The sequence below is a fragment of the Pseudoalteromonas sp. Scap03 genome, from assembly GCF_013393115.1.
Lineage (GTDB): Bacteria > Pseudomonadota > Gammaproteobacteria > Enterobacterales > Alteromonadaceae > Pseudoalteromonas.
On the sequence record NZ_VDEU01000001.1, the window covers coordinates 809,832 to 834,349 of the forward strand.

The 24,518-nt window shown below is 40.1% G+C and carries 23 protein-coding genes; 7 read left to right on the plus strand and 16 right to left on the minus strand.

Going from position 1 to position 24,518, the window contains the following annotated elements; translation table 11 throughout:
* Positions 1–9: 9 nt before the first annotated feature.
* The 14 genes from atpF to rpmH form a co-directional block, all read right to left on the minus strand.
* On the minus strand, positions 10–480 hold the full coding sequence (atpF, locus tag FHG08_RS03625) for a F0F1 ATP synthase subunit B (protein ID WP_008112130.1): 471 nt from the start codon (positions 478–480) through the stop codon (positions 10–12).
* Between the two features lie 41 nt (positions 481–521).
* A complete protein-coding gene (gene atpE / locus FHG08_RS03630; RefSeq protein ID WP_008112128.1) occupies positions 522–764 on the minus strand; it encodes a F0F1 ATP synthase subunit C in 243 nt (80 codons plus the stop codon).
* A gap of 67 nt (positions 765–831) precedes the next feature.
* Positions 832–1,689 (minus strand): F0F1 ATP synthase subunit A, encoded by an 858-nt coding sequence (gene atpB / locus FHG08_RS03635; protein WP_008112123.1) that lies wholly within the window; start codon positions 1,687–1,689, stop codon positions 832–834.
* Positions 1,690–1,704: 15 nt separating this feature from the next.
* Positions 1,705–2,085 carry an ATP synthase subunit I gene (locus tag FHG08_RS03640; RefSeq protein ID WP_008112121.1) on the minus strand — a complete coding sequence of 127 codons (381 nt, stop codon included), beginning with the start codon at positions 2,083–2,085 and terminating at the stop codon, positions 1,705–1,707.
* A gap of 142 nt (positions 2,086–2,227) precedes the next feature.
* A complete protein-coding gene (locus FHG08_RS03645) occupies positions 2,228–3,154 on the minus strand; it encodes a ParB/RepB/Spo0J family partition protein (RefSeq protein WP_075169486.1) in 927 nt (308 codons plus the stop codon).
* Between the two features lie 20 nt (positions 3,155–3,174).
* The gene (locus tag FHG08_RS03650; protein ID WP_008112117.1) at positions 3,175–3,960 is read right to left on the minus strand and encodes a ParA family protein; all 786 of its coding nucleotides are present in this window, start codon (positions 3,958–3,960) and stop codon (positions 3,175–3,177) included.
* 14 nt (positions 3,961–3,974) lie between these two features.
* Positions 3,975–4,595 carry a 16S rRNA (guanine(527)-N(7))-methyltransferase RsmG gene (rsmG, locus tag FHG08_RS03655; protein ID WP_008112113.1) on the minus strand — a complete coding sequence of 207 codons (621 nt, stop codon included), beginning with the start codon at positions 4,593–4,595 and terminating at the stop codon, positions 3,975–3,977.
* A 15-nt stretch (positions 4,596–4,610) separates the two neighbouring features.
* Positions 4,611–6,500, minus strand: a complete 1,890-nt coding sequence (mnmG, locus tag FHG08_RS03660) for a tRNA uridine-5-carboxymethylaminomethyl(34) synthesis enzyme MnmG (protein ID WP_178956824.1) — start codon at positions 6,498–6,500, stop codon at positions 4,611–4,613.
* A gap of 428 nt (positions 6,501–6,928) precedes the next feature.
* Positions 6,929–7,378 (minus strand): FMN-binding protein MioC, encoded by a 450-nt coding sequence (mioC, locus tag FHG08_RS03665; protein ID WP_178956825.1) that lies wholly within the window; start codon positions 7,376–7,378, stop codon positions 6,929–6,931.
* A gap of 943 nt (positions 7,379–8,321) precedes the next feature.
* Positions 8,322–9,686, minus strand: a complete 1,365-nt coding sequence (gene mnmE / locus FHG08_RS03670; protein ID WP_138608898.1) for a tRNA uridine-5-carboxymethylaminomethyl(34) synthesis GTPase MnmE — start codon at positions 9,684–9,686, stop codon at positions 8,322–8,324.
* A 130-nt stretch (positions 9,687–9,816) separates the two neighbouring features.
* Positions 9,817–11,454, minus strand: a complete 1,638-nt coding sequence (gene yidC / locus FHG08_RS03675) for a membrane protein insertase YidC (protein WP_138608896.1) — start codon at positions 11,452–11,454, stop codon at positions 9,817–9,819.
* A gap of 8 nt (positions 11,455–11,462) precedes the next feature.
* Entirely contained in the window at positions 11,463–11,738 is a 276-nt protein-coding gene (gene yidD, locus FHG08_RS03680; protein ID WP_024601490.1) for a membrane protein insertion efficiency factor YidD, read from the minus strand.
* A 126-nt stretch (positions 11,739–11,864) separates the two neighbouring features.
* Positions 11,865–12,290 carry a ribonuclease P protein component gene (gene rnpA, locus FHG08_RS03685; protein WP_008467046.1) on the minus strand — a complete coding sequence of 142 codons (426 nt, stop codon included), beginning with the start codon at positions 12,288–12,290 and terminating at the stop codon, positions 11,865–11,867.
* A 7-nt stretch (positions 12,291–12,297) separates the two neighbouring features.
* Entirely contained in the window at positions 12,298–12,432 is a 135-nt protein-coding gene (gene rpmH, locus FHG08_RS03690) for a 50S ribosomal protein L34 (protein WP_008112968.1), read from the minus strand.
* A gap of 505 nt (positions 12,433–12,937) precedes the next feature.
* On the opposite strand from rpmH, the gene dnaA reads away from it, so the two are divergent.
* From dnaA to FHG08_RS03725, 7 genes are all read left to right on the plus strand, one after another.
* On the plus strand, positions 12,938–14,326 hold the full coding sequence (gene dnaA / locus FHG08_RS03695) for a chromosomal replication initiator protein DnaA (protein ID WP_024601489.1): 1,389 nt from the start codon (positions 12,938–12,940) through the stop codon (positions 14,324–14,326).
* Positions 14,327–14,339: 13 nt separating this feature from the next.
* Positions 14,340–15,443 (plus strand): DNA polymerase III subunit beta, encoded by a 1,104-nt coding sequence (gene dnaN, locus FHG08_RS03700; protein WP_008112965.1) that lies wholly within the window; start codon positions 14,340–14,342, stop codon positions 15,441–15,443.
* A gap of 15 nt (positions 15,444–15,458) precedes the next feature.
* Positions 15,459–16,553 carry a DNA replication/repair protein RecF gene (gene recF / locus FHG08_RS03705; RefSeq protein WP_055013149.1) on the plus strand — a complete coding sequence of 365 codons (1,095 nt, stop codon included), beginning with the start codon at positions 15,459–15,461 and terminating at the stop codon, positions 16,551–16,553.
* 12 nt (positions 16,554–16,565) lie between these two features.
* The gene (gene gyrB / locus FHG08_RS03710) at positions 16,566–18,992 is read left to right on the plus strand and encodes a DNA topoisomerase (ATP-hydrolyzing) subunit B (RefSeq protein ID WP_178954438.1); all 2,427 of its coding nucleotides are present in this window, start codon (positions 16,566–16,568) and stop codon (positions 18,990–18,992) included.
* A 141-nt stretch (positions 18,993–19,133) separates the two neighbouring features.
* Complete coding sequence (glyQ, locus tag FHG08_RS03715) at positions 19,134–20,036, plus strand: glycine--tRNA ligase subunit alpha (protein WP_010392717.1); 903 nt, start codon at positions 19,134–19,136, stop codon at positions 20,034–20,036.
* Positions 20,037–20,038: 2 nt separating this feature from the next.
* Positions 20,039–22,108: a glycine--tRNA ligase subunit beta gene (glyS, locus tag FHG08_RS03720; RefSeq protein WP_178954440.1), complete on the plus strand. Its 2,070-nt coding sequence runs from the start codon at positions 20,039–20,041 to the stop codon at positions 22,106–22,108.
* A gap of 73 nt (positions 22,109–22,181) precedes the next feature.
* A complete protein-coding gene (locus FHG08_RS03725) occupies positions 22,182–22,631 on the plus strand; it encodes a hypothetical protein (RefSeq protein ID WP_138571045.1) in 450 nt (149 codons plus the stop codon).
* Between the two features lie 227 nt (positions 22,632–22,858).
* Here the strand turns inward: FHG08_RS03725 and tusA are convergent, their stop codons facing one another.
* Positions 22,859–23,098 (minus strand): sulfurtransferase TusA, encoded by a 240-nt coding sequence (gene tusA, locus FHG08_RS03730; RefSeq protein WP_008112953.1) that lies wholly within the window; start codon positions 23,096–23,098, stop codon positions 22,859–22,861.
* 249 nt (positions 23,099–23,347) lie between these two features.
* Positions 23,348–24,517 (minus strand): acetyl-CoA C-acyltransferase FadA, encoded by a 1,170-nt coding sequence (gene fadA / locus FHG08_RS03735; RefSeq protein ID WP_178954442.1) that lies wholly within the window; start codon positions 24,515–24,517, stop codon positions 23,348–23,350.
* Between the last annotated feature and the right edge of the window lies 1 nt (position 24,518).

Here is a 24,518-nt window from a genome sequence, read left to right on the forward strand (position 1 = left end):
CCCTCCTAATTACAGCTCAGCGACAAGTTTTTCAACGATGTCACTATGTGCGGCTTGATTGATTTCGCGCTCTAAAATTCTTTCTGCGCCAACCACTGCCAGAGTTGCTACTTGCTTACGTAGCTCTTCTGTCACACGGTTACGCTCTGATTCAATTTCAGAGTGCCCTTGAGCAATAATTTTTTCACGCTCTTGCTGACCACGAACAGTTTCTTCGTCAACAATTAGCACGGCACGCTTTTTAGCTTGATCAATGATATCAGCCGCTTGAGCCTTTGCATCTTTAAGCTGTTCTGCAGCTTTCTGTTGCGCTAGTTCTAAGTCTTTCTCGGCTCTATCAGAGGCAGCTAAACCATCTTCGATTTTCTTCTGGCGAGCTTCAATTGCACCGTTTAGTGGTGGCCATACGTATTTCATACAAAATAATACGAACACCGTAAACGCAATTAATTCACCGATAAGAGTGGCGTTTAAGTTCACAACCGCTCCTCCTTAAATAGTAAGCTGTTCAAAAAATAAAATTAAAGTACGAACAACAATACCATCGCGATACCAACACCAATCATTGCTACAGCATCGATTAGACCAGCAAGGATAAACATTTTAACTTGTAGCGATGGTGCTAGCTCAGGTTGACGTGCACATGCTTCAAGGAATTTACCGCCCATGTTACCAAAACCGATTGCTGTGCCGATTGCACCGAAACCGATAAGTAAAGCTACTGCGATGTATTTTAAGCCGTTTAATAATTCTAAAGCTTCCATTTATTTCTCCAAAGTTTCAATTGTATTAAAAGTAAAAGTAAAATTGTAAATATAGTAAATATAGTAATTAGTGATTATCTGAACTTGCCATGCTTAGGTATACGATTGTAAGCATCATGAATACGAATGCTTGCAATACGATTACTAAGATATGGAATACAGCCCACACAAAGTGCAACGGTAGTTGCATTAAACCTACAGCACCTATAAGGATGAAGATTAACTCACCTGCATATAAGTTACCGAACAAACGCAGAGCCAGTGAAAACGGCTTAGAAACCAATGCGATAAGCTCTAGTAATAGGTTGAATGGAATTAAAAGAATCTGCATAGCTGTATTGTTTGAACTAAACGGGTGAAGTGTTAGTTCTTTAATAAAACCGCCGATACCTTTGATTTTAATTGAGTAACCAATCATTAGAATGAACACACCCAGCGCAAGTGCAGCTGTCATGTTGATATCTGTAGTTGGTACAATTTTCATGTATACGTCGTGTGAATCCATACCGAATGCAGTTTCGCCAACAAAGCCAGCAAATGCAGGTAGGAAGTCAACTGGGATTAAATCCATTAAGTTCATTAAGAATATCCAAACGAATATTGTTAATGCTAATGGTGCAATTAGCTTACTTTTACCGTGGAAGGTATCGCGTACGTTGTCGCCAACGAACTCAACAACCATTTCAATGAAACATTGAAGTTTTCCAGGTACACCCAGAGTTGATTTTTTTGCGGCACTACGGAAGATCCATAAAAATATTAGACCTAGTCCGATAGACCATGCGAGGGTATCTATATGCCATGTCCAGAAGCCACTATCCGTACATGCTTTATTGAAGGCAAGACCAGCGTCGGTCGAGCACATCTTAGCATTGGTTAAGTGGTGCTGAATATGGCTAGATAGAGTAACTTCTTCTGCAGCCATGTTATATCCCAAAAGTTAATGTTTAAAAAAAACGGGTGTAAACAATCCTGTAAACAACACCAACACATAAGCACAAAAGAAAGGTAGCAGTACTACCGGATAAAGCTTTAGCATTAGTGCAAACAAAACGATTGTTAGCATAAATTTTAATCCGTTGCCGCGTTTCAACGAGGCATACGCTTGATTTGCTCGACTTGCACCCATATATCTGAATGCATAAAGCGCAAATACAAAGTTAGGAAGTACTGCGACTGCGCCACCAGCTAGAGCTGAAAGTGCGGCATTGGTTTCCCAACCTATAAAAATTATTAGTGCAGCTAAAAGGGCTACAAATCCCTGAAGGCAAATTAATTTTAATGCGGCAAGCCTATACGGGCTTGCTAACTTATTAGTCACTTTTAATTAACCTTTATGACGCTCTAATTGTCAGGGTATGAAAACTGGCGAAATTATACTTAATCCTGCCAGTTTTGCAACTTGAGTAGGTGCTTTGTAACACAAAATCGCTGTAAATGTCCCTTTTTAGACATCCAATAAATTAATGGTGGGAATAGTCTTGATTGATACGGTTTAAAATACCGTCTAACTCGTCAAGATTAGTGTAAGAAATAACCAACTTCCCTTTGCCTTTTTTGTTGTAATTTATTTCTACCTTTGCCCCTAGGTTATCAGCAAGCTGCTGCTCTAACTGTTTAACATCTGGGTCTTTTTCTATTACTTCTTTTGCTGGAGCTGGCTCTAAAATAGAGCGAACTAGTTTTTCAGTTTCGCGAACGGTCAATGCCTTTGCAACAGCTAAGCGGGCTGCATCTGATTGCACTTCGCCTTCAAGTGCTAATAAGCAACGAGCGTGACCCATTTCAATGTCACCATGCTCTAACAAAATTTTTACATCGTTATTTAGATTATTTAAGCGTAATAAGTTAGTTACGGTCGTACGTGATTTACCAACTGCATCAGCCACTTGTTGATGTGTTAACTCAAACTCATTAAGCAACCGATTAAGTGCAATCGCTTCTTCCATAGCGTTTAAGTCTTCACGCTGAATATTTTCAATCAGAGCAATAGCAACGGCAGCTTCATCAGGTACATCTTTAATAATACAGGGTACAAACTCAAGCTTAGCTATTTGCGCAGCACGCCAGCGACGTTCACCGGCAATAATCTCATAGCTGTTATGCGCAACAGGGCGTACAACGATAGGTTGAATAATTCCTTGTGAGCGTATCGAACTGGCGAGTTCTTCGAGTGCCTCTTCAGACATGTCTTTACGAGGTTGGTATTTACCTGAGTGTAAAAGCTCGATCGGTAGTTTTTGTAATTCACTGTTACTAGGCTGCGCTGCATTTTCAACGGCGCTGGTTACGTTAGCAGTATCCTGTTCCTTACCTTCGCTTGGTGCAGGTTTAGATGAACTTAAAAGCGCATCGAGTCCTCGGCCTAAACCTCGTTTTTTAGCAGACATGTTATTTTTTTACCTCAAAGTTAGGCGACAACGGGAGTTGTTTTTTCTTTTCTGCGTAGCATTTCACCAGCGAGAGCTAAATAAGCTTTCGCGCCACTTGATGCTCGATCGTAGTACATTGCTGGGGCACCAAAACTTGGGGCTTCTGCAAGTCGAACATTACGTGGGATCACCGTACGGTATACTTTATCGCCAAAATGTTGTTTTAATTGTTCTGATACATCATTTGCTAGTCGATTACGCGGATCGTACATAGTACGAAGTATGCCTTCAATCTGTAAGTTAGGGTTAACTAACTTAGCAAGTTGCGTAATCGTGTCCATTAATGCTGTTAATCCTTCCAATGCATAATATTCACATTGCATAGGTACTAAAATAGAATCGGCAGCGGCCATGGCATTAACGGTTAACATATTTAAAGAAGGCGGGCAGTCTATAAAAATAAACTCATACTGATCTTGTATTTTTTCAAGCGCGTTACGCAAACGTACTTCTCGCGCAAATAATTCCATCAGCTTAACTTCTGCAGCGGTCACATCACCGTTTGCAGCAATCATATGATATTCGCCTGAGGTTTCTTTAATAATCACTTCATCAATAGGCTTATCTTCTATGAGCAAATCATAGATAGTAGGGACGTCACCATATTTGTCGACGCCACTGCCCATGGTCGCATTGCCTTGCGGGTCGAGATCTATTAACAGCACTTTACGTTTCGTTGCAGCCATAGATGCAGCGAGATTAACGGCAGTGGTAGTTTTACCTACTCCACCTTTTTGATTTGCTAATGCGATGACTTTTGCCACAGTGTCTCTGATCCCTAGTCTTTAGAAAGAATTATTAAATGTCGTTGTGCATCTAAATCCGGTACTTCTAATGCAATTTTTTGCTCAAACTTAACACCTGTAGGGAGTGAGTCTAATTCCTCACTTGGAAATACCCCTTTAAGTGCAATGAACTTACCTGAATGATCAATTAAGTGCGAGCACCAGTCAATCATATCTTGTAACGATGCAAATGCACGACTTAGTACGCCATCTAATTTAACACTTGGTTGATATTCTTCAACTCTTGACTGCACCGGGGTGACATTATCAAGACCAAGCTCATGTTTAACATGCATTAAAAAACGTACACGTTTACCTAAACTATCTAATAATACAAACTGCGTTTCAGGTAAGGCAATAGCTAACACTATGCCCGGTAAACCAGGACCTGTGCCAACATCAATATAATGATGACCGGTCAAGTGAGGAGCAACAACTAAGCTATCCATTATATGTTTAACCATCATTTCTTGAGGCAAACGTACCGAGGTTAAGTTATAGGCTTTATTCCACTTATCGAGTAATTCAACATAGCGGACAAGTTGTTGCTGTTGTTTTTGTGTTAGCGCAATATCAGTTTGCGCTAACAAAGTTGTTAATTGTTGCTGTAACACAATGTACCTTTACCGTTACGCAGTTTTGCGTAACAAGCCTTGCTTCTTCAGATACACTAATAATAGCGAAATCGCCGCTGGGGTGATACCAGAAATACGCGAAGCTTGGCCGATAGTGTCTGGACGAGCATCAATTAGCTTAGCAACTACTTCGTTTGATAAACCAGAGACGGTTTTATAATCAAACTCTTTTGGTAAAATTGTTTCTTCATGACGAAGCTGCTTATTGATCTCATCTTGTTGACGCGCGATATAACCTGCGTACTTCGTATGAATTTCAACCTGTTCTAGAGCGGCCTGATTAGTGAACTCAGATCCGAGTCCTTCAATCGCCATCAAGTCGTTATAACGCACTTCTGGACGACGCAGTAATTCTTCTAAGCTGGCTTCACGCACAAGTGGCGTTTTAAGTAATTCGTTTACTTTATTAACCATGGCATGATCTTTATGGATCCAGGTATCTTTAATACGCTGTTTCTCTTTAGCGATCACTTCCATTTTTTCGTTGAATGCTTGCCAACGTTCATCGTTAACTAAACCAAGTTCACGGCCTTTTTCAGTTAAACGAATATCAGCGTTGTCTTCACGAAGCAACAAACGGTATTCAGCGCGGCTAGTAAACATACGATACGGTTCTTTTGTACCCAGTGTTGCTAAGTCGTCAATCAGTACGCCAACATAGGCTTCATCACGACGTGGTGTCCACGACTCTTTACCTTGTACTTGTAAGGCTGCATTCATACCTGCGATCAAACCTTGTGCACCCGCTTCTTCGTAACCGGTAGTACCATTAATTTGACCAGCAAAAAATAAACCATCAATAAATTTAGTTTCTAATGATTGTTTTAAATCGCGTGGATCAAAAAAGTCATATTCAATAGCGTAGCCAGGACGACAAGTGTGTGCGTTTTCAAAGCCGGTGATCGATTGCACAATTTCTAACTGCACATCGAACGGTAAGCTAGTTGAAATACCGTTAGGGTATAACTCGTATGACGTTAAACCTTCTGGCTCTACAAAGATCTGGTGTTTATCTTTATCTGCAAAACGTACAATTTTATCTTCAATAGACGGACAGTAACGTGGGCCTATTCCTTCGATAACACCTGAGTACATAGGTGAGCGATGTAAGTTTTTGCGAATAACATCATGTGTTTTTTCATTGGTGTAAGTGATGTAACACGGAATTTGTTGTGGGTGGTCGCTTTGTTTACCCATAAATGAGAATACCGGTGTTGGTGCATCACCTGGTTGTTCTTGCATTTTACTAAAATCAACAGTCCGGGCATCAATACGCGGTGGCGTGCCGGTTTTTAAACGATCTACTCTAAATGGTAATTCACGTAAGCGATCAGCTAAGGCAATTGAAGGCGGATCGCCAGCTCGGCCACCTTTGAAATTTTCAAGGCCGATATGAATTTGACCGCCTAAGAATGTGCCCACGGTTAGTACCACACTAGGTGCACTAAAACGCAAACCCATTTGTGTCACCACACCGGTTACACGATCATTTTCAACGATTAGATCATCACATGATTGCTGAAAAATCTTTAAGTTTTCTTGGTTTTGAAGTGTATTTTGAATAGCCGCTTTGTACAAGGCACGATCCGCTTGTGCACGCGTTGCTCGTACAGCAGGGCCTTTAGAGGAATTAAGTGTACGGAATTGGATCCCACCTTTGTCAATGGCTTGAGCCATTGCGCCACCTAGGGCATCAATTTCTTTAACCAGATGGCCTTTGCCAATGCCACCAATTGCTGGGTTACAAGACATTTGACCAAGGGTATCCATATTGTGAGTCAGCAGCAGGGTATTCATCCCCATACGGGCAGCTGCCAATGCGGCTTCAGTGCCTGCATGTCCACCACCTACTACGATAACGTCAAAATTTTCGTGAAAAATCATTAATGGGATCCTACTTAAATCAAACCAGTAAACTTCAAAAGGGAGCGTATTCTACCTAGAAATTAGCAGAAGATAAATGATTAAACAGTGCTCAAGATCTAAGTAAGTGATCTCTAATAATATAAAGGATCTTTTAAAGAGATCTTTTAATACTATTACTACTACTGATCGGGTTTTCTGTTGATAAGCTTTAGATCATGATTAAAAACATATAATTAGATCGGATCTAAAGGTGTTAGTATGATCGGATCTTCAGGCAAATAAGCTCTGATCAAAACGGGCTGTTATACACAGGCCGATCAAGGCTCGATCTTATCCCATGGATAAGCATGACTAAAAAAGCAGTTTAATCAGTGTTTATCCACAAAATCTATTAAATTATTAGTAAATTGTGGGTAACTTTATTTATAACTTTTCGCTTGATCTTTCTATTTTAAACCTGTTTGTGTTATCCATGAGTCTAACCAAGCTAAGGCCGTATCTTCGGGCAGTGCTTCATCAAGAATATTAAGCTCTAAACGTTGTGCTACTTTTACAGCGCCTTTTTGACTTAAAAGGGCATCTATATTGCGTCCTGCAAGGTTATAAGTGTCGTAACTAGTATCGCCAAGTGCAATAACCGAATACTTTAAATGCGAAAGATCATCCACTTGTGATACTTGTTCGATAAAACCAATCAGGTTGTCAGGGTAATCACCCGCACCGTAGGTTGATGTACAAACCAACCAAATAGTATTTTGTTGATCTATTTCATTAAATTCAGGTTGATCATGTAGTTGGCTATTAATCCCTTGGTTGTTAAGTGCATCATTTAACTGCTCTGCAACGTACTCGGCGGATCCCATTTGACTACCAACGATAATATTTACTGAACTCATGAATATGGCTGATCACTATTAGTTTTAATTGCTGCATATGATAGCTCAGTGAGTATAACAGTAAAGTTAAGAGTGCTATTTTGTATAACTATTTTTGTGGTAATTTAAGCCGTCGCGCTAACTAGTGCTTTAACTTGTTGATTATTAATGAGTTAACAAAATATATTTAAATGTAATCTTCTGATCAAGTTGTTGATAAGGTTGGGGAAAGCTCTGCTTAACTAAAAAGCAATGTTATAAATAGTTTGCTAAGTTATTGATTTTATATTGAGTGTTAACCACCAGCTAGCACAAATTCATAAATAAAGGCGTGTTGATCTTAGTGTGGATACAAAGCATGTTGATAACTTAAAATTGGGATCGAGAATAATTAAAAAAAATGATCCATTTATGCAGATCAGACTAAAAATCCATTTTTATTTTCTAAAAATCACTATTTAACTGATTTAAACACAGCATATTTTTACTTTTTATCGCTTTTAACTCATTTTCAAGGCAATAAAACCCCAATTGTGGATAACTGATCTGCAAAAAATAATTTTCATCAATTTAAACTAAGAAATTAACTATATTTTGCTGGTGGAGTGGGCGATCAAACTTACTTTTTAGGTACGTTTTATTTTTATGGTTTAATAATTACCTATGGCCAAGCTTGAAAAGCTAATGTAATAGGTTCTCTTTTAGGGGGAGATAAGCTTAATTTTTTACTATGAATGTAGGTAGTTTATCTGCTGTTTGGTGTGATTATAGGTTTAGCTCATCTGCCTTAAACACATTTTTAAACATAAATGGAGGCTAATATTGGTGCAATTTAGCTGTATTTTTTAGTCTGTTTGGTTTTTAAAGTGAGTTATTAAAATACATTTTGGCGAGTCGATATTAAAAATAGTAGGGCATTAAAAAGGGCACCTAAGTGCCCTTAATGATCAAATTAATAGTTCGACTATTTACCGATACAGAACGAGCTGAAAATTTTGCCAAGCAAATCATCAGAAGTAAATTCACCAGTTATTTCGTTAAGATACTGCTGTGTTAAACGCAGTTCTTCCGCGAGGATTTCACCGGCCACATGCATCTCTAATTGTGTTTTACCTGTATCTAAGTGATACGCAGCATGTTCTAGTGCATCTAAGTGACGACGGCGTGCCATAAAACCACCTTCTGTAGCACCATCAAAACCAATGCAAGCTTTTAAGTGAGTACGAACTAACTCTATACCATCAGCATTTTTAGCGCTTAAACTAATGACAGGATATTGTTGTTTTTGATCTATGCCGACTACATCACCTGATAAATCGGCTTTATTTCTGATCACAGTCACGCCCATACCTTGGGGTAACTTAGCCATAAATTCAGGCCAAATAGCATGTGGATCGGTATCAGTGGTGTCGGTGCCATCAAGCATAAATAGCACCCGATCAGCTTGGTTTATTTCATCCCAGGCACGTTCAATGCCTATTTGCTCTACCTTATCTGGGCTTTCTCGTAGGCCTGCGGTATCTATTATATGCAGTGGCATACCATCTATATGTATATGCTCACGTAATACGTCACGAGTGGTGCCGGCTATTTCAGTTACGATGGCCGCTTCTCGTCCTGCTAATGCATTAAGTAAGCTTGATTTACCTGCATTAGGACGACCTGCAATAACGACGCGCATACCTTCGCGCATTATACTGCCTTGTTTGGCTTGATTGGTAACGGCATTAAGCTGCTCGATGATGGCATTTAAATCACCGCCCACTTTTCCGTCTGATAAAAAATCGATTTCTTCGTCAGGAAAATCAATAGCCGCTTCCACATACATACGTAAGTGAATGACTTTTTCAACTAGGGTTTCTATGTGCTTAGAGAATTGCCCTTGAAGTGATTGTAGAGCACTTTTAGCGGCTTGCTCGCTAGTTGCATTAATTAAGTCGGCGATTGCTTCTGCTTGAGTTAAATCAAGCTTGTCGTTCATAAACGCACGCTCAGAGAATTCACCTGGTTTAGCTAAACGCACACCGTCTATTTTACTTATTTCTTTGAGTAGCATATCAAGAACAACAGGGCCACCATGGCCTTGGAGTTCGAGTACATCTTCACCGGTAAATGAGTGTGGGCCAGCAAAGTAAATCGCAATACCTTGGTCAAGTTGCTGACCTGCAAGGGTGTTAAATGGCACATAGTCGGCATAACGAACTTTAGGGACTTTGCCTATTATTTTTTCAGCAACCTGTTTGGCTAGGTTTCCTGAAACGCGAATAATACCAACACCGCCTCGGCCTGGGGCAGTGGCTTGTGCTGCAATTGTATCGTGATTGATCATGCGGTTTATTTGCCAACTTAAATAACGTAATGGCGGTATTGTAACCTATCAAATAGGCACTCGCGAATGCTGTTATAAAAAATAGGCAATAAAAAAGGCGACTTAAGTCGCCTTTATATAAGTAGGGAGTTTAATCGCCCCTTACTTTAATTCCTTTCTTTTCCATGCCACGGTAGATGATTAACATCTGGACAATAGAAATAAGGTTAGACACTAACCAGTAAAGTACTAAACCAGATGGGAACCATAAGAAGAATACAGAGAAGATAACCGGCATAAAGGTCATCATTTTTTGCTGCATTGGATCGGTAACCGTCATAGGTTGTAGTTTTTGCGTTATGAACATACTCGCACCAAATAAAATTGGTAATACGTAGTATGGGTCTTTTGCAGAAAGGTCAGTTAACCAAAGTACAAATTCAGCATGACGTAGTTCTGTTGATTCTAAGAATACATAGAACAAGGCTAAGAAGATTGGCATTTGCAGTAAAATAGGGAAACAGCCACCCATAGGGTTCACTTTTTCTTTACGGTACATTTCCATAGTCGCTTGGCCGAATTTTTGACGATCATCGCCATACTTTTCTTTTAGCGCCTTCATCTTAGGCTGTAACGCACGCATTTTAGCCATTGAGGTGTACTGTGCTTTAGTCAGTGGATACATTAATGTTTTAACGATAATAGTGATGGCAATAATTGCTACACCCCAGTTACCTAAAATACTGTGTAACCATTTAAGTAGCACAAATAACGGCTGCGAAATGAAAAACAACCAACCATAATCAACTGTTAAGTCTAGGTCTGGATGAATGGCTTCAAGTTTATCTGACTCTTTAGGGCCCATGTAATAAGTTGCAGTAAGTACTTGCTCACTACCAGCTTGAACATTAACCGCTTCGTCTTTAACACCAATAATAGCCGCATTACTTTTAGTAATTAAACTATAAAGAGTATTAGTTTGATCTTGCATTGGTACCCAAGCACTTACAAAGTAATGCTGAATAAAGGCAACATAACCACCTTGAGTATTAATACTGAGGTTTTTATCAGCCATGTCTGAAAAACTGTACTTTTCATATTTCTCTTCGCTAGAGCCATAAGCAGCACCAAGATAGTTCTGGTCAACTAAGCTACCTTTTTCTTGCACAGTACGTTTAATTTGTGTGTAAAGCTGTACTTGAATTGGCTCAGCAGTGGTGTTGTTTACAGTGTACTCAAGAGCAACGTCGTATTGGCCTTTTTTGAATACATAGGTTTTAGTAAAGGTAACACCTTTGCTATCAGTAAACGTTAAAGGAACACGCAGTTCATCACCATTCATTGTATAGCTTTTTTGCTGTGTACTATAAACAGGGCGGCCATTTGCAGATGCATCTGGGCCATTTAAACCAATTAAACCACTTTGAGAGAAGTATTGATTGCCATCAAACTCACCCAAAAGCATAAAGGGTGTTTCTTCACCTTTTACTTCTTCGTATTGCAGTAGGTCTGATTCAACAATATCACCACCGCGGGTATCTATTTTTACAGTGAATACGTCAGTTGTGATATCGATTACTGAACGTTTTGCACTGATTGCTGCAGTTGGTAAATCACCGTCTGTTGACGAAGGTACATAATCATCAGAATCAGGTGAGTTAGATTGTAGTGTTTGTGTGTTGGCACTAGGATCGGCTTTTGGTGTGTTGTAGTCATTATTCCACTCTTGAAATAATAAAAACGACACTAGCATTAGGCCGATGAATAAAAACGTGCGTTGCGATTCCATAACAGCTCTTATTTCTCGTGTTGGTGGTTAATACGGGTTAATTTTTCAGGAACGGGGTCGTCTCCGCCTGAATGTAAAGGATGGCATTTTAATATGCGTTTAACTGCTAACCAACTCCCTTTTACCGATCCATGCAAATTAATTGCTTGAATAGCGTAACTAGAGCATGTTGGATTAAAACGACAATGCGGACCTAATAGCGGGCTAATCCACTTTTGATAACCGCGGATAAATAAAACTAAACAACGTGTTGGTAAAGCAGCAAGTGGTTTAAGTAACCTCATGTTGTACATGCCCCTACGTTATGTTTAGTGAATAGATACCATGTATTTAAAGACTCACTATGAGATTTTAAACGCATGATTAAAAGGTGAGCTAAAGATACCTTAATTAACCCTGTAATTCTATTGCTATTGGGTTTGTTTAGTCGATTTAGCTGATTTGTTTGGGCGTTTTTTAAATGGTGGCGGTTTAGGGGCACCAGGTTTGCAGCGTTCATTAATCTTACGCCACAGCTTTGTAAGTTGTTTGGTTAATTCTTCATTAGACTGTTCATCAATGCCACTTTTAACCATCAACACAATATCAATATTATCGAGCGTGTGTTGGTTTAAACGAAAACTTTCGCGAGCAAGACGTTTAATACGGTTTCGTTGACATGCCTTTTTTACACGTTTTTTAGCAACAGTAAGGCCTAATCTAGGTTTTGACTGGTCACTTGGTTTTGCTAATAAGGTAAAGAAAGGAGTTGCAGCCCGAGCGGGTTCGTTAAATATGCGAGAGTAATGCGAGGGAGTTAACAGACGTAACTCCCTGCCAAAGCTAAAGTCTTCCACTTATAAATTAAGCAGAAAGAACTTTGCGGCCTTTAGCACGGCGACGAGCTAATACTTTACGGCCATTTACAGTTGCCATACGAGCACGGAAACCGTGTGTACGTTTGCGTTTTAAAACGCTAGGTTGAAAAGTTCTTTTCATAACAATCTCATCCGATCGGTTAAAGTTAAAACATCCTATGCAGGTCGCGATCCTGGCACAGGTGCCATTGCGAGCGCGAGATATTATAGATGAAGTGACGAAAAGTCAATCATAATAGAGTGCGTAAAGCATGTTTATTTATGATCAATTTTCATGATCCGATAGGATCATCATAAATAAGAAGTTTTCCACAGCCCCTGTATAAAAAGTGAATAAAAGCATGGGAAAAGTAAATTAGATCGTAAATTGTGGTCGCGATCTGCTGCCAGTTTTGTTATGATCTCTAATCAAGCTTTAAAATAAAAAGCTATTAGAATCAGTCTGTTATTATATTTATACATCGATATCAACAATTTTACAAAATCAATCTTTTACTTGTGGATAAAGTGCATTCATAATAGTCGGTCTTGGGCTGCTTATTGAGCCATTTAAACGCAATACAGGTGTGATTTTTGAATCATTATTGATGTGCGGGAATAAAAATTATATCTCTGGGAGTTTTACTGTGTATCTGTCGGTTTGGCAAAGTTGTTTATATGTATTGCAAGATGAGTTGCCTTCGCAGCAATTCAGTATGTGGGTCAGACCACTTCAAGCAGAAAGTACCGAAGATACCTTGACGATTTATGCGCCTAATCGTTTCGTACTTGATTGGGTGAGAGAGAAGTACTTAAATAGAATAAATGAATTATTGGTAGAAATTTGTGGTGTAGAAGCACCCGAGTTACGTTTTGATGTAGGTAGTAAGCCGCTATTAAATGCACAAGCTGCACCGGTGGTTGAAACACAATCAGCGCCAAGCACGCAATCAACGGCAAAACAACAACCTCGAGAACAAAAACCGGTTGTAGAACCAGCTCCTAAATCTGGTTATAAATCAAACATTAAAGAAAACTACACCTTTGATAGCTTTGTTGAGGGTAAATCTAACCAATTAGCAAAAGCGGCTGCCACTCAGGTAGCAGACAACCCTGGCTCTGCATTTAACCCTGTATTTATTTACGGTGGTACAGGCTTAGGTAAGACGCATTTATTACATGCGGTAGGCAACGGTATTATGGCCAATAAGCCCGATGCTAAAATTGTTTACATGCATTCAGAACGTTTCGTTCAAGACATGGTTAAAGCACTGCAAAATAATGCGATCGAAGAGTTTAAGCGTTATTACCGTAGTGTTGACGCATTAATGATTGATGACATTCAATTTTTTGCTAATAAAGAACGTTCTCAAGAAGAATTCTTTCATACCTTTAATGCATTATTAGAAGGTAACCAACAAATTATTTTAACCTCTGACCGTTACCCTAAAGAGATTGAAGGGGTTGAAGATCGCCTTAAATCTCGTTTTGGTTGGGGATTAACCATCGCGATTGAGCCGCCAGAGCTTGAAACTCGCGTTGCTATTTTGATGAAAAAAGCCCAGCAAAGTAAAATTAACTTACCGCATGAAGTGGCATTTTTTATTGCTAAAAAATTACGCTCAAACGTACGTGAGCTTGAAGGGGCATTAAACCGTGTAATTGCTAACGCAAACTTTACCGGTCGCCCAATTTCTATCGACTTTGTAAAAGAAGCACTGCGTGATTTATTAGCGCTGCAAGACAAACTAGTCACCATAGACAACATTCAACGTACGGTTGCTGAATACTATAGAATACGTGTATCTGATTTACTGTCTAAGCGCCGTAGCCGCTCTATAGCAAGGCCTCGCCAAGTTGCCATGGCATTATCTAAAGAACTCACTAATCACAGTTTACCTGAGATTGGGGATGCTTTTGGTGGGCGTGACCATACAACAGTACTGCACGCGTGTCGCAAAGTTAAATCATTACGTGACGAAAGCCACGAGATTAAAGAAGATTACCAAAACTTAATAAGAACATTGTCATCTTAGGGCTGACTTTATTATGCAAATAACAATATCAAGAGAACAATTTTTAAAACCATTGGTACAAGTATCGGGTGCCATTGAGCGTAAGCATACGTTACCTATTTTATCTAACGTATTGCTCGTGGTAGAAAATGGCCAGCTTTCAATGACAGGGACCGACCTTGAAATTGAATTAGTGGCGAGTGTATTTGTGGGTGACGATGTTGCCGATACTAAACTTACATTGCCGGCTAAAAAATTACTCGATATTTGTAAAAGTTTACCGGATGGCTCTGATCTTACTTTAAGCTTGCAAGACCATCAGCTACTTTTAACCAGTGGTAAAAGTCGTTTTTCATTGACCACTTTAGCTGCTGAAGATTTTCCTAATTTAGAGCAGTGGGATGGTGAGGTTGAGTTTCAACTAACGCGTTTAGAGTTGCGTAAATTACTTGAAAGCACACACTTTTCAATGGCAAACCAAGATGTGCGTTATTACTTAAACGGCATGTCGTTTGAAGTTGATAACAGCGATATAAAAACAGTTGCCACTGATGGGCACCGTTTAGCTATTGCACAAAAACAACTAGGTCAGTCGTTAAATACACAGCGCCAATTAATTATACCGCGCAAAGGCGTGCAAGAAATTATGCGTCTAATGGTTGCTGATCAAGAGCTGGTAACTATTCAGTTTGGTGCCAACCACATTCGTATTATTGATATTGAATTTACCTTTACGAGTAAATTAGTTGATGGTCGATTCCCTGATTACCGTCGTGTTTTGCCGCGCGGTGGCGATAAGGTAATTACCGCGAATCGTGAATGGCTTCGTAATGCGTTTCAGCGTGTGTCGATTTTATCGAACGAAAAGTTTCGTGGTGTACGCTTAAATTTATCAAACGGTTTATTAAAAATTACAGCCAACAACCCAGAGCAAGAGCAAGCTGAAGAAGTGGTTGAAGTAATGTACGAGGGTGATGACCTAGAAATAGGCTTTAATGTCTCTTATGTATTAGATGTATTAAATACATTAAAAACCGAAGATGTATTATTTACCCTTGCCGATTCAAACAGTAGTGCACTTATAGAAGGTGCTGGCGATGAAGAAGCTATGTACGTTGTTATGCCAATGCGTTTATAAGATCATAAATACATAATGAGCTTAAGTCATTTGAGCCTCAAATATTTTCGTAATATTGAGGCACTGACGCTAGAACCAGTTAATGGCGTTAATATAATTTATGGTGAAAACGGCAGCGGAAAAACCAGCCTTTTAGAGGCTATTTATTACCTTTCTCACGGCAAATCTTTCCGAACCTCTAAACATAAAAGCATCATCGCTCATCAACAAGATCAGTTTGTTATTCATGGCCGAAAAGCGTTACACGATTTATCTATTCCAATAGGGATAAGTAAAACCCAAACGGGTGAAACCAATTTAAAAATACAGGGTAAGGCGAGTCGAAAAGTATCTGAACTTGCTCAACTTATGCCTGTGCAAGTTATCACACCAGAAAGCTATTCATTATTTTTTGGTGGCCCTAAAGAGCGCAGAAAGTTTTTAGACTTAGGTTTGTTCCACGTGGAACATGAGTTTTTTTTCTTGTGGCAATCGTTTAATAAAGTGCTAAAACAGCGCAATGCATTGTTGAAATCTAAGCCTAAGAATTATTTTGACCAAATCAAGTTTTGGGATAAAGAATTTGTTAGACTGGCTGAACAAATAAATAAATTAAGAATCGCGTATATAACTAGGTTTAAGCAGCAGTTTTTTGATAAAATGTGTGCAGAATTAACGCTAATACGCGATCTAGAAATTAGCTTTAATGCAGGCTGGAAAGAGGCCGAATCTCTTTCTGATGCGTTAGAGCAAAGCTTTGAGCGAGATGCTCGCCAAGGCTTTACTAGTAAAGGCCCTCATAAGGCTGATTTTAGTTTTAGTGTCGCTGGCAGCAGTGTTGAGAATGTATTCTCACGCGGGCAGTTAAAGCTATTGTTGTATGCGTTAAAAGTAACGCAAAATAGTTTGATTGAGTCAGAGACAGATAAGCAATCTATATTGCTAATAGATGATTTACCTTCAGAGCTAAGCGAAGATACAAAAGAGAAAGTGGGTCAGTTATTGACACATTGCAGTTCTCAAATATTTATTTCTTCAATTTTATCTGAAAGTATTTCTGCTGTGGTGGAACCCATGAAACGAGAACTAAAAATGTTCCACGTGAAACATGGCAACCTAATAACAAGATAAGTGGGATTAACCATGTCTGAGAATTATGATTCGTCGAGTATTAAAGTACTTAAAGGATTAGATGCAGTAAGAAAGCGTCCTGGTATGTATATAGGGGACACCGATGATGGTACGGGCTTACACCACATGGTGTTTGAGGTCGTTGATAACTCTATCGATGAGGCCTTAGCAGGTCACTGTGATGATATATTTGTCACAATTCACTTAGACGGTTCGGTATCTGTAAGAGATAACGGCCGTGGTATTCCTACTTCTATACATGAAGAAGAAGGTGTATCTGCAGCTGAAGTTATTATGACGGTATTACATGCTGGTGGTAAGTTTGATGATAACTCTTATAAAGTATCAGGTGGCTTACACGGTGTTGGTGTATCGGTAGTAAATGCATTATCAGAAAAGTTAAAACTAACTATTCGTCGTGAAGGTAAACTTTACGAGCAGTTTTACACTATGGGTGTTCCAGATGCACCACTTGCAGCTATTGGTGATTCTGAAACAACCGGTACTGAGTTACGTTTTTGGCCAAGTGCAGAAACGTTTACTAACCTAGATTTCCATTACGATATTTTAGCTAAGCGTTTACGCGAGTTATCGTTTTTGAACTCAGGTGTAAGCATCATTTTAAATGATGAGCGCGAAGAAAATAAGAGTGACCATTTTAAATACGAAGGTGGTATTAGAGCGTTCGTTGAATACTTAAACCGTAATAAAACGCCTGTACACAAAGGGGTATTCCACTTTACTCACGAACGTGAAGAAGACGGTATTAGTGTAGAAGTATCAATGCAGTGGAATGATGCGTTCCAAGAAAACATTTACTGTTTTACTAATAACATTCCACAACGTGATGGTGGTACTCACTTAGCTGGTTTTAGATCTGCGCTAACACGTACGCTGAATAACTACATGGAAAAAGAAGGCTTTAACAAAAAAGCTAAAACAACCAGTAACGCAACGGGCGATGATGCTCGTGAAGGCTTAACGGCTGTTGTTAGTGTTAAAGTACCTGATCCTAAATTCTCATCACAGACAAAAGACAAGCTAGTATCTAGTGAAGTTAAGTCTGCGGTTGAGCAAGCAATGGCTGAAAAATTCACTGAGTTTTTATTAGAAAACCCAATGGATGCAAAAATTGTTGTTGGCAAAATTATTGATGCAGCACGCGCGCGTGAAGCAGCCCGTAAAGCACGTGAAATGACCCGCCGTAAAGGTGCTATGGATTTAGCTGGTTTACCGGGTAAACTAGCGGATTGCCAAGAAAAAGATCCAGCCCAATCTGAACTATACATAGTGGAGGGTGACTCAGCTGGCGGTTCAGCCAAGCAGGGTCGTAACCGTAAGAATCAAGCGATTCTTCCGCTTAAAGGTAAAATCTTAAACGTAGAAAAAGCACGTTTTGATAAAATGTTATCTTCGCAAGAAGTGGCAACGCTAATTACTGCATTAGGTTGTGGTATTGGCCGTGACGAGTATGACCCTGAAAAATTACGTTATCATCGCATCATTATCATGACCGATGCCGACGTGGATGGTTCTCACATTCGTACTTTGCTACTAACATTTTTCTACCGTCAAATGCCGGAAATTGTTGAACGTGGTTACATTTATATTGCTCAGCCTCCACTTTATAAAGTGAAAAAAGGTAAGCAAGAGCGTTATATTAAAGATGATCCAGCATTAGTTGATTACCTTACATCTTTAGCGCTAAGCAATGCAGCACTGTACACTAGTGATAGTGCTGAAGCAGTTGATGGTGAAGCATTAGAGTCAATTGTTCACGATTATCAAAACACGGTTAAAGTTATCGAGCGCTTAAAGCGTAAGTATCCGAACACAGTTATGAACCGTTTGATTTACCAAAGTGAGCTGAAAAAAGAACACCTTTCAGACGAAGCTAAGGTAGTTGCTTGGACTAAAGAGCTGGTTGATGACTTAATTGAACGTGATGAAGATGCAACTATTTTCCATGCGGGAACTGAGCACGATACAGAGCGTAACTTGTATTATCCAGTTGTGAATATTCGTCAGCATGGTGTGGATAAAGCACACGTACTTCATTATGACTTTATTACATCAAGAGACTACCAACGTATTGCTGTAACTGGTAAAAACATTGCTAATATCATCACTGAGGGTGCATATATCCAACGTGGTGAGAAAACAAAACCTGTTGATAACTTTGTGGATGCATTGGAATGGTTGATCGCAGAGTCTAAGCGTGGGATCTACATTCAACGCTACAAAGGACTAGGTGAAATGAACCCAAGTCAGCTTTGGGAAACCACCATGGATCCTAGCGCACGCCGTATGTTGCAAGTAACAATTGAAGATGCTGTTGCAGCGGATCAATTATTTGCCACATTAATGGGCGATCAAGTTGAGCCGCGTCGTGAGTTTATTGAAACGAACGCACTGCGTGTGGTTAACTTAGACGTATAAAACATTATCGTAATCACAAAAAAGGAGCCTTAGGCTCCTTTTTTATTTTTTCAAACGCACAAACTGCTTAAAACCTGAGTGTGCACAAGGTATACTGAGGGTAATTTTCACGCTACTTCTCAGATAGTAAAAAGCCAAAATATGCAAAAATATGACGTTAAAACCTTTCAAGGTTTGATCCTGGCTTTACAGGATTATTGGGCACAGCAAGGCTGTGTCATTATTCAACCACTTGACATGGAAGTGGGCGCAGGGACATTTCACCCGCAAACATTTTTAAAATCAATTGGCCCAGAGCCAATGTCGAGCGCATACGTTCAACCGTGTCGTCGTCCTACCGATGGTCGTTACGGTGAAAACCCAAACCGCTTACAACATTACTACCAATTCCAAGTTGTGTTAAAACCATCACCAGACAATATTCAAGAGCTTTACTTAGGTTCTTTAGCTGCTGTAGGTATTGATACCTTAACTGACGAAGTTCGCTTTGTAGAAGATAACTGGGAATCACCTACATTAGGTGCGTGGGGCCTAGGTTGGGAAATTTGGTTAAATGGTATGGAAGTAACGCAGTTTACTTACTTCCAGCAGGTGGGCGGTTTAGAATGCTCACCGGTAACGGGTGAGATTACTTACGGCCTAGAGCGTTTAGCAATGTACATTCAAGGCGTAGATAGCATTTACGACCTAGTATGGGCAGACGGTCCATTTGGGCGCGTAACTTACGGTGATGTGTTCCATCAAAATGAAGTTGAGCAATCAACCTATAACTTTGAACATGCAAACGTAGCCGACTTATTTGAACAGTTTGATAAATGTGAAGCTGAGAGCCAAAAGCTAATTGAAGCAAGCCTACCATTACCAGCCTACGAGCAAGTAATGAAAGCATCGCACGCATTTAACTTATTAGACGCACGTCATGCTATTTCAGTAACTGAGCGTCAACGTTATATTTTACGCGTTCGTGCGTTATCAAAAGCGTGTGCACAAAGTTATTACGATGCACGTGAAGCACTTGGTTTCCCGCTGTGTAAGGATAAGTAAGCATGTCAGCAGAAAATTTATTAGTAGAAATTGGCACCGAAGAGTTGCCACCAAAAGCACTTCGTAAATTAGCCGAAGCCTTTGCTGCAAACTTAACAGCAGAATTAGAAAGTCTAGAACTAGGTCACCAAGGTGTGAACTGGTATGCATCGCCACGTCGTTTAGGTTTACAAGTAAAAGCACTTGAAGCTAAACAACAGGACAAAGAAGTTGAAAAACGTGGCCCTGCAACTAAAGCCGCTTTTGATGCTGAGGGTAACCCAACTAAAGCAGCCATGGGTTGGGCTCGTGGTTGTGGTATTGAAGTAAAAGATGCGCAAACACTAGAAACAGATAAGGGCGCATGGTTATTGCACATAGCTAAAGTAGCAGGGCAAGAAACCAAAACGTTAATGACCGACGCTATAAGCAAAGCGCTAGCTAAACTACCTATCCCTAAACCAATGCGTTGGGGTGCGAATAAAACACAATTTATTCGTCCTGTGCATACGGTAACTATTTTATTCGGTAGTGAACTGGTTGAGGGTGAAATTCTTGGTAAGCAAGTGAGTAATCAATTGCAAGGCCATCGTTTTCATCACCCTGAAAAAATTAGCATTGATCATGCTGATGATGTGTTTGATGTACTTAAATCAGCTTACGTTGTTGCTGACTACGAACAGCGTAAAGCACAGATTCGCGCGCAAATAGAAGATGCAGCCAAAGCAGTTAATGCCGTTGTTGCTATGGATGAAGACTTACTTGAAGAAGTTACTTCATTGGTAGAATGGCCAGTAACGCTAACAGCCACATTTGAAGAAGCATTTTTAGATGTACCTGCTGAAGCGCTTATTTACACCATGAAAGACGATCAGAAATACTTTCCGTTATTAGATCAAGACGGCAAACTTTTAAATAAGTTTTTGTTTGTCTCTAACATCGAAAGTAAAGATCCTAGTGTAGTTATTTCTGGTAACGAAAAAGTAGTGCGCCCGCGTTTAGCTGATGCACAGTTCTTCTTTGAAACAGATAAAAAGAAAACATTAGAAAGCCGTTTAGAGTCTCTTGATAGCGTATTGTTCCAAAAACAACTTGGTACGCTTAAAGACAAGTCACAGCGTATTAGTGAACTAGCTGGTTACATTGCCGAGCAACTTGGTGCCGACAAAGAGCTAGCAGCGCGTGCAGGCTTATTAAGTAAAACAGACTTAATGACCGAAATGGTAATGGAATTTACCGACGTACAAGGTGTAATGGGAATGCATTACGCGCGTCACGATGGTGAAGCAGAAGAAGTTGCAGTGGCACAAAACGAACAATACATGCCACGTTTTGCCGGTGATAACTTACCAACTAATTTGATCAGCTGTGCAGTCGCCATTGCCGATAAGTTTGATACGCTGGTGGGTATTTTTGGTATAGGCCAAGCACCAAAAGGTGATAAAGACCCATTTGCACTTCGTCGTGCTGCTATTGGTGCATTACGTATCATGGTAGAAAAACAGCTACCGCTTGATATTTTAGACCTGGTTGCTAAATCACAAACTCTGTTTGGTGAAAAGCTAACTAACCTAAATGTATCAACAGATGTGTTTGACTTTATGCTAGGGCGTTTCCGTGCTTGGTATCAAGATGAAGGTATTGAAGTAGATGTGATTCAAGCCGTACTGGCGCGTCGTCCAACCAAGCCTGTTGATTTTGATCGCCGAGTTAAAGCCGTAAGTCATTTCCGTACATTAGACGCCGCAGAATCGCTTGCAGCGGCTAATAAGCGTGTAAGTAATATTCTGGCTAAAAATAACATTACAACGCAAGGTGATGTTGATCAGAGCTTATTAAGTGATGATGCTGAAAAAGTGCTTGCTTCGCAAGTTGCAAAATTTGCCACTGATTTAGCACCACTGTACAGCGATGGAAACTACCAAGAGGCATTGAGCCAATTAGCAGGCATTCGTGAGAGTGTTGATAACTTTTTTGACAATGTCATGGTAATGGCTGACGATGAAGCAGTTAAGCAAAACCGTCTTGCGCTTTTAAGCCAGCTTAGCGGGTTATTTTTAGAAATTGCAGATATTTCTGTGTTACAAAAATAACAGCTTATAGCTATTTAAAAAGCCAGCATTATGCTGGCTTTTTAGTATTCACTGTATGCAAAGGATACAAATGATGATCTCTATAAAACGAATTTTAACGTTAGCAATGGCTGGTTTACTTACGGCCTGTACCAGCCAAATTTCGATTAACGACGTGTTGCCGCAGCAAGAATTGGATCGCAGTATTTATTTAAGAGGGGATTTCACATTATGGGATGCAGAACCTCAATATCAATTTAAACAAGTCGGCCCTTCGCTTTACCAAGCCCAAGTTAAATTTTCGACCCCAGGTAAAGTGTACGAGTTTAAAATAGCCGATGCAGATTTTAGTGAAGGTTTTAACTGTGGCTACAGCGATTCACAGCCATCAGGACAAAGCCTAACACTTGGCCAATCAACGCGCGCCGATTGTAATACCATTTATAATTACTTTAGCTACACACCCGCAATCAAAGGGTCGTACATAGTCAGCATTGATTTTAGTGACTACGATAAGCCGCAAGTAACGATAACTAAGAAGTAAGAGCAGTAAGCTATAAGCAGTCAGTCGTTAGCTTAAATATAAAATAAAAAACCGTGCTTGATTTAACAAACACGGTTTTTTAATTTTTAGCTGATAGCTGATAGCTGATAGCTGATAGCTGATAGCTGATAGCTGATAGCTGATAGCTGATAGCTGATAGCTGATAGCTGATAGCTGATAGCTGATAGCTGATAGCTGATAGCTGATAGCTGATAGCTGATAGCTGATTACAACCCTTTCTTCACCACATATCTATACGGTGATTCTTCAACTTCTTTAGCCACTAGCGTGTGATCCATAAAGGTACAAAAGCTGGGGATGTCGCGGGTGGTTGAAGGGTCGTCGGCAATAATAAGCAGTGTTTCACCATCGCTCATTTTACGAATCGCAGCGCGTACCATCATCACCGGCTCTGGGCAACGAAGGCCGATGGCATCTAATTGGTGATCGGGGTTATCAAAGCTCATAAAAATTACCTGTAAAAATAGTCGCGGCTTGGTTAGGTCGGGTAGTTTAGCGTAAATAAAGCTGTTGGTTAACTATTTTACGTATAACAAAACAGCTCAACTTATTAATAGATAATCTGAAATAAGTTTAATGCACCCGATCATATTATTCATTTTAAACCTGCAAAAGCTGGTGGCATAAAAAAGGCGAACTAACTTGCGCTAGTTCGCCTTTTAATCACCAAGATGGTTTTACATGTTAAAAACTAATTAGTCTTGAACACGTTCAAATACAGTGGCAATGCCTTGGCCTAAACCAATACACATAGTTGCCAAACCGTATTTTGCGTTTTTGTCTTCCATTAAGTGAATAAGCGAGGTGCTAATACGTGAACCCGAACAACCCAGAGGGTGACCAAGTGCGATAGCGCCGCCGTTTAAATTCACTTTTTCGTCAACCACGTCTGCTAAACCTAGATCTTTAAGTACAGGCAGTGATTGTGCTGCGAATGCTTCGTTAAGCTCAGCTACGTCAATGTCATCAATGGTAATACCGGCTTGTGCTAATGCTTTTTTACTTGCAGGTACTGGACCGTAACCCATGATTGATGGATCGCAACCGGCAACAGCCATAGCACGAATACGTGCACGAATTGGTAAGCCCAATTCTTTTGCTTTTTCTTCGCTCATTACTAACATGGCTGATGCGCCGTCAGAAAGTGCAGAAGATGTGCCCGCAGTAACAGAGCCCGTAGCAGGGTTAAATACTGGACGCAGCTGCGATAAACCTTCAACTGTTGTCTCTGGACGAATTACTTCATCATCTTCAACAAGAATAAGTGAACCGTCAGCATCGTGACCTTCCATTGCTAAAATTTCGCGGCGGAAACGGCCTTCAACTGTTGCAGCATGTGCACGTTGATGCGAGCGGTAAGCAAACTCATCTTGTTGCTCACGGCTAATACCGTGAAGCGTTGCAAGGTACTCAGCGGTTAAACCCATAGAGCCAGATGCTTGTGCAATTGATGTAGCTAGGCCAGGGTGAAAGTCGTTACCGTGAGTCATAGGTACGTGACCCATGTGCTCAACACCACCAATTAGGTATGTGTCGCCAGCGCCAGTCATAATTGCGCGAACAGCGTCATGCAATGCTTGCATTGATGAGCCACATAAACGGTTAACTGTGGTTGCTGGCACTGAATGTGGAATGCCTGCAAGTAGAGATGCGTTACGTGCAACGTTAAAGCCTTGCTCTAATGTTTGCTGTACACAGCCCCAATAAATATCGTCAATTGACGCAGGGTCAACTGCCGGATTACGTTCTAATAAGCCTTTCATTAAATGAGCGCTTAAGTCTTCCGCACGTTTGTTTTTAAATACGCCGCCTTTTGAGCGACCCATTGGTGTGCGGATACAATCTACAATTACTGGATTATTCATG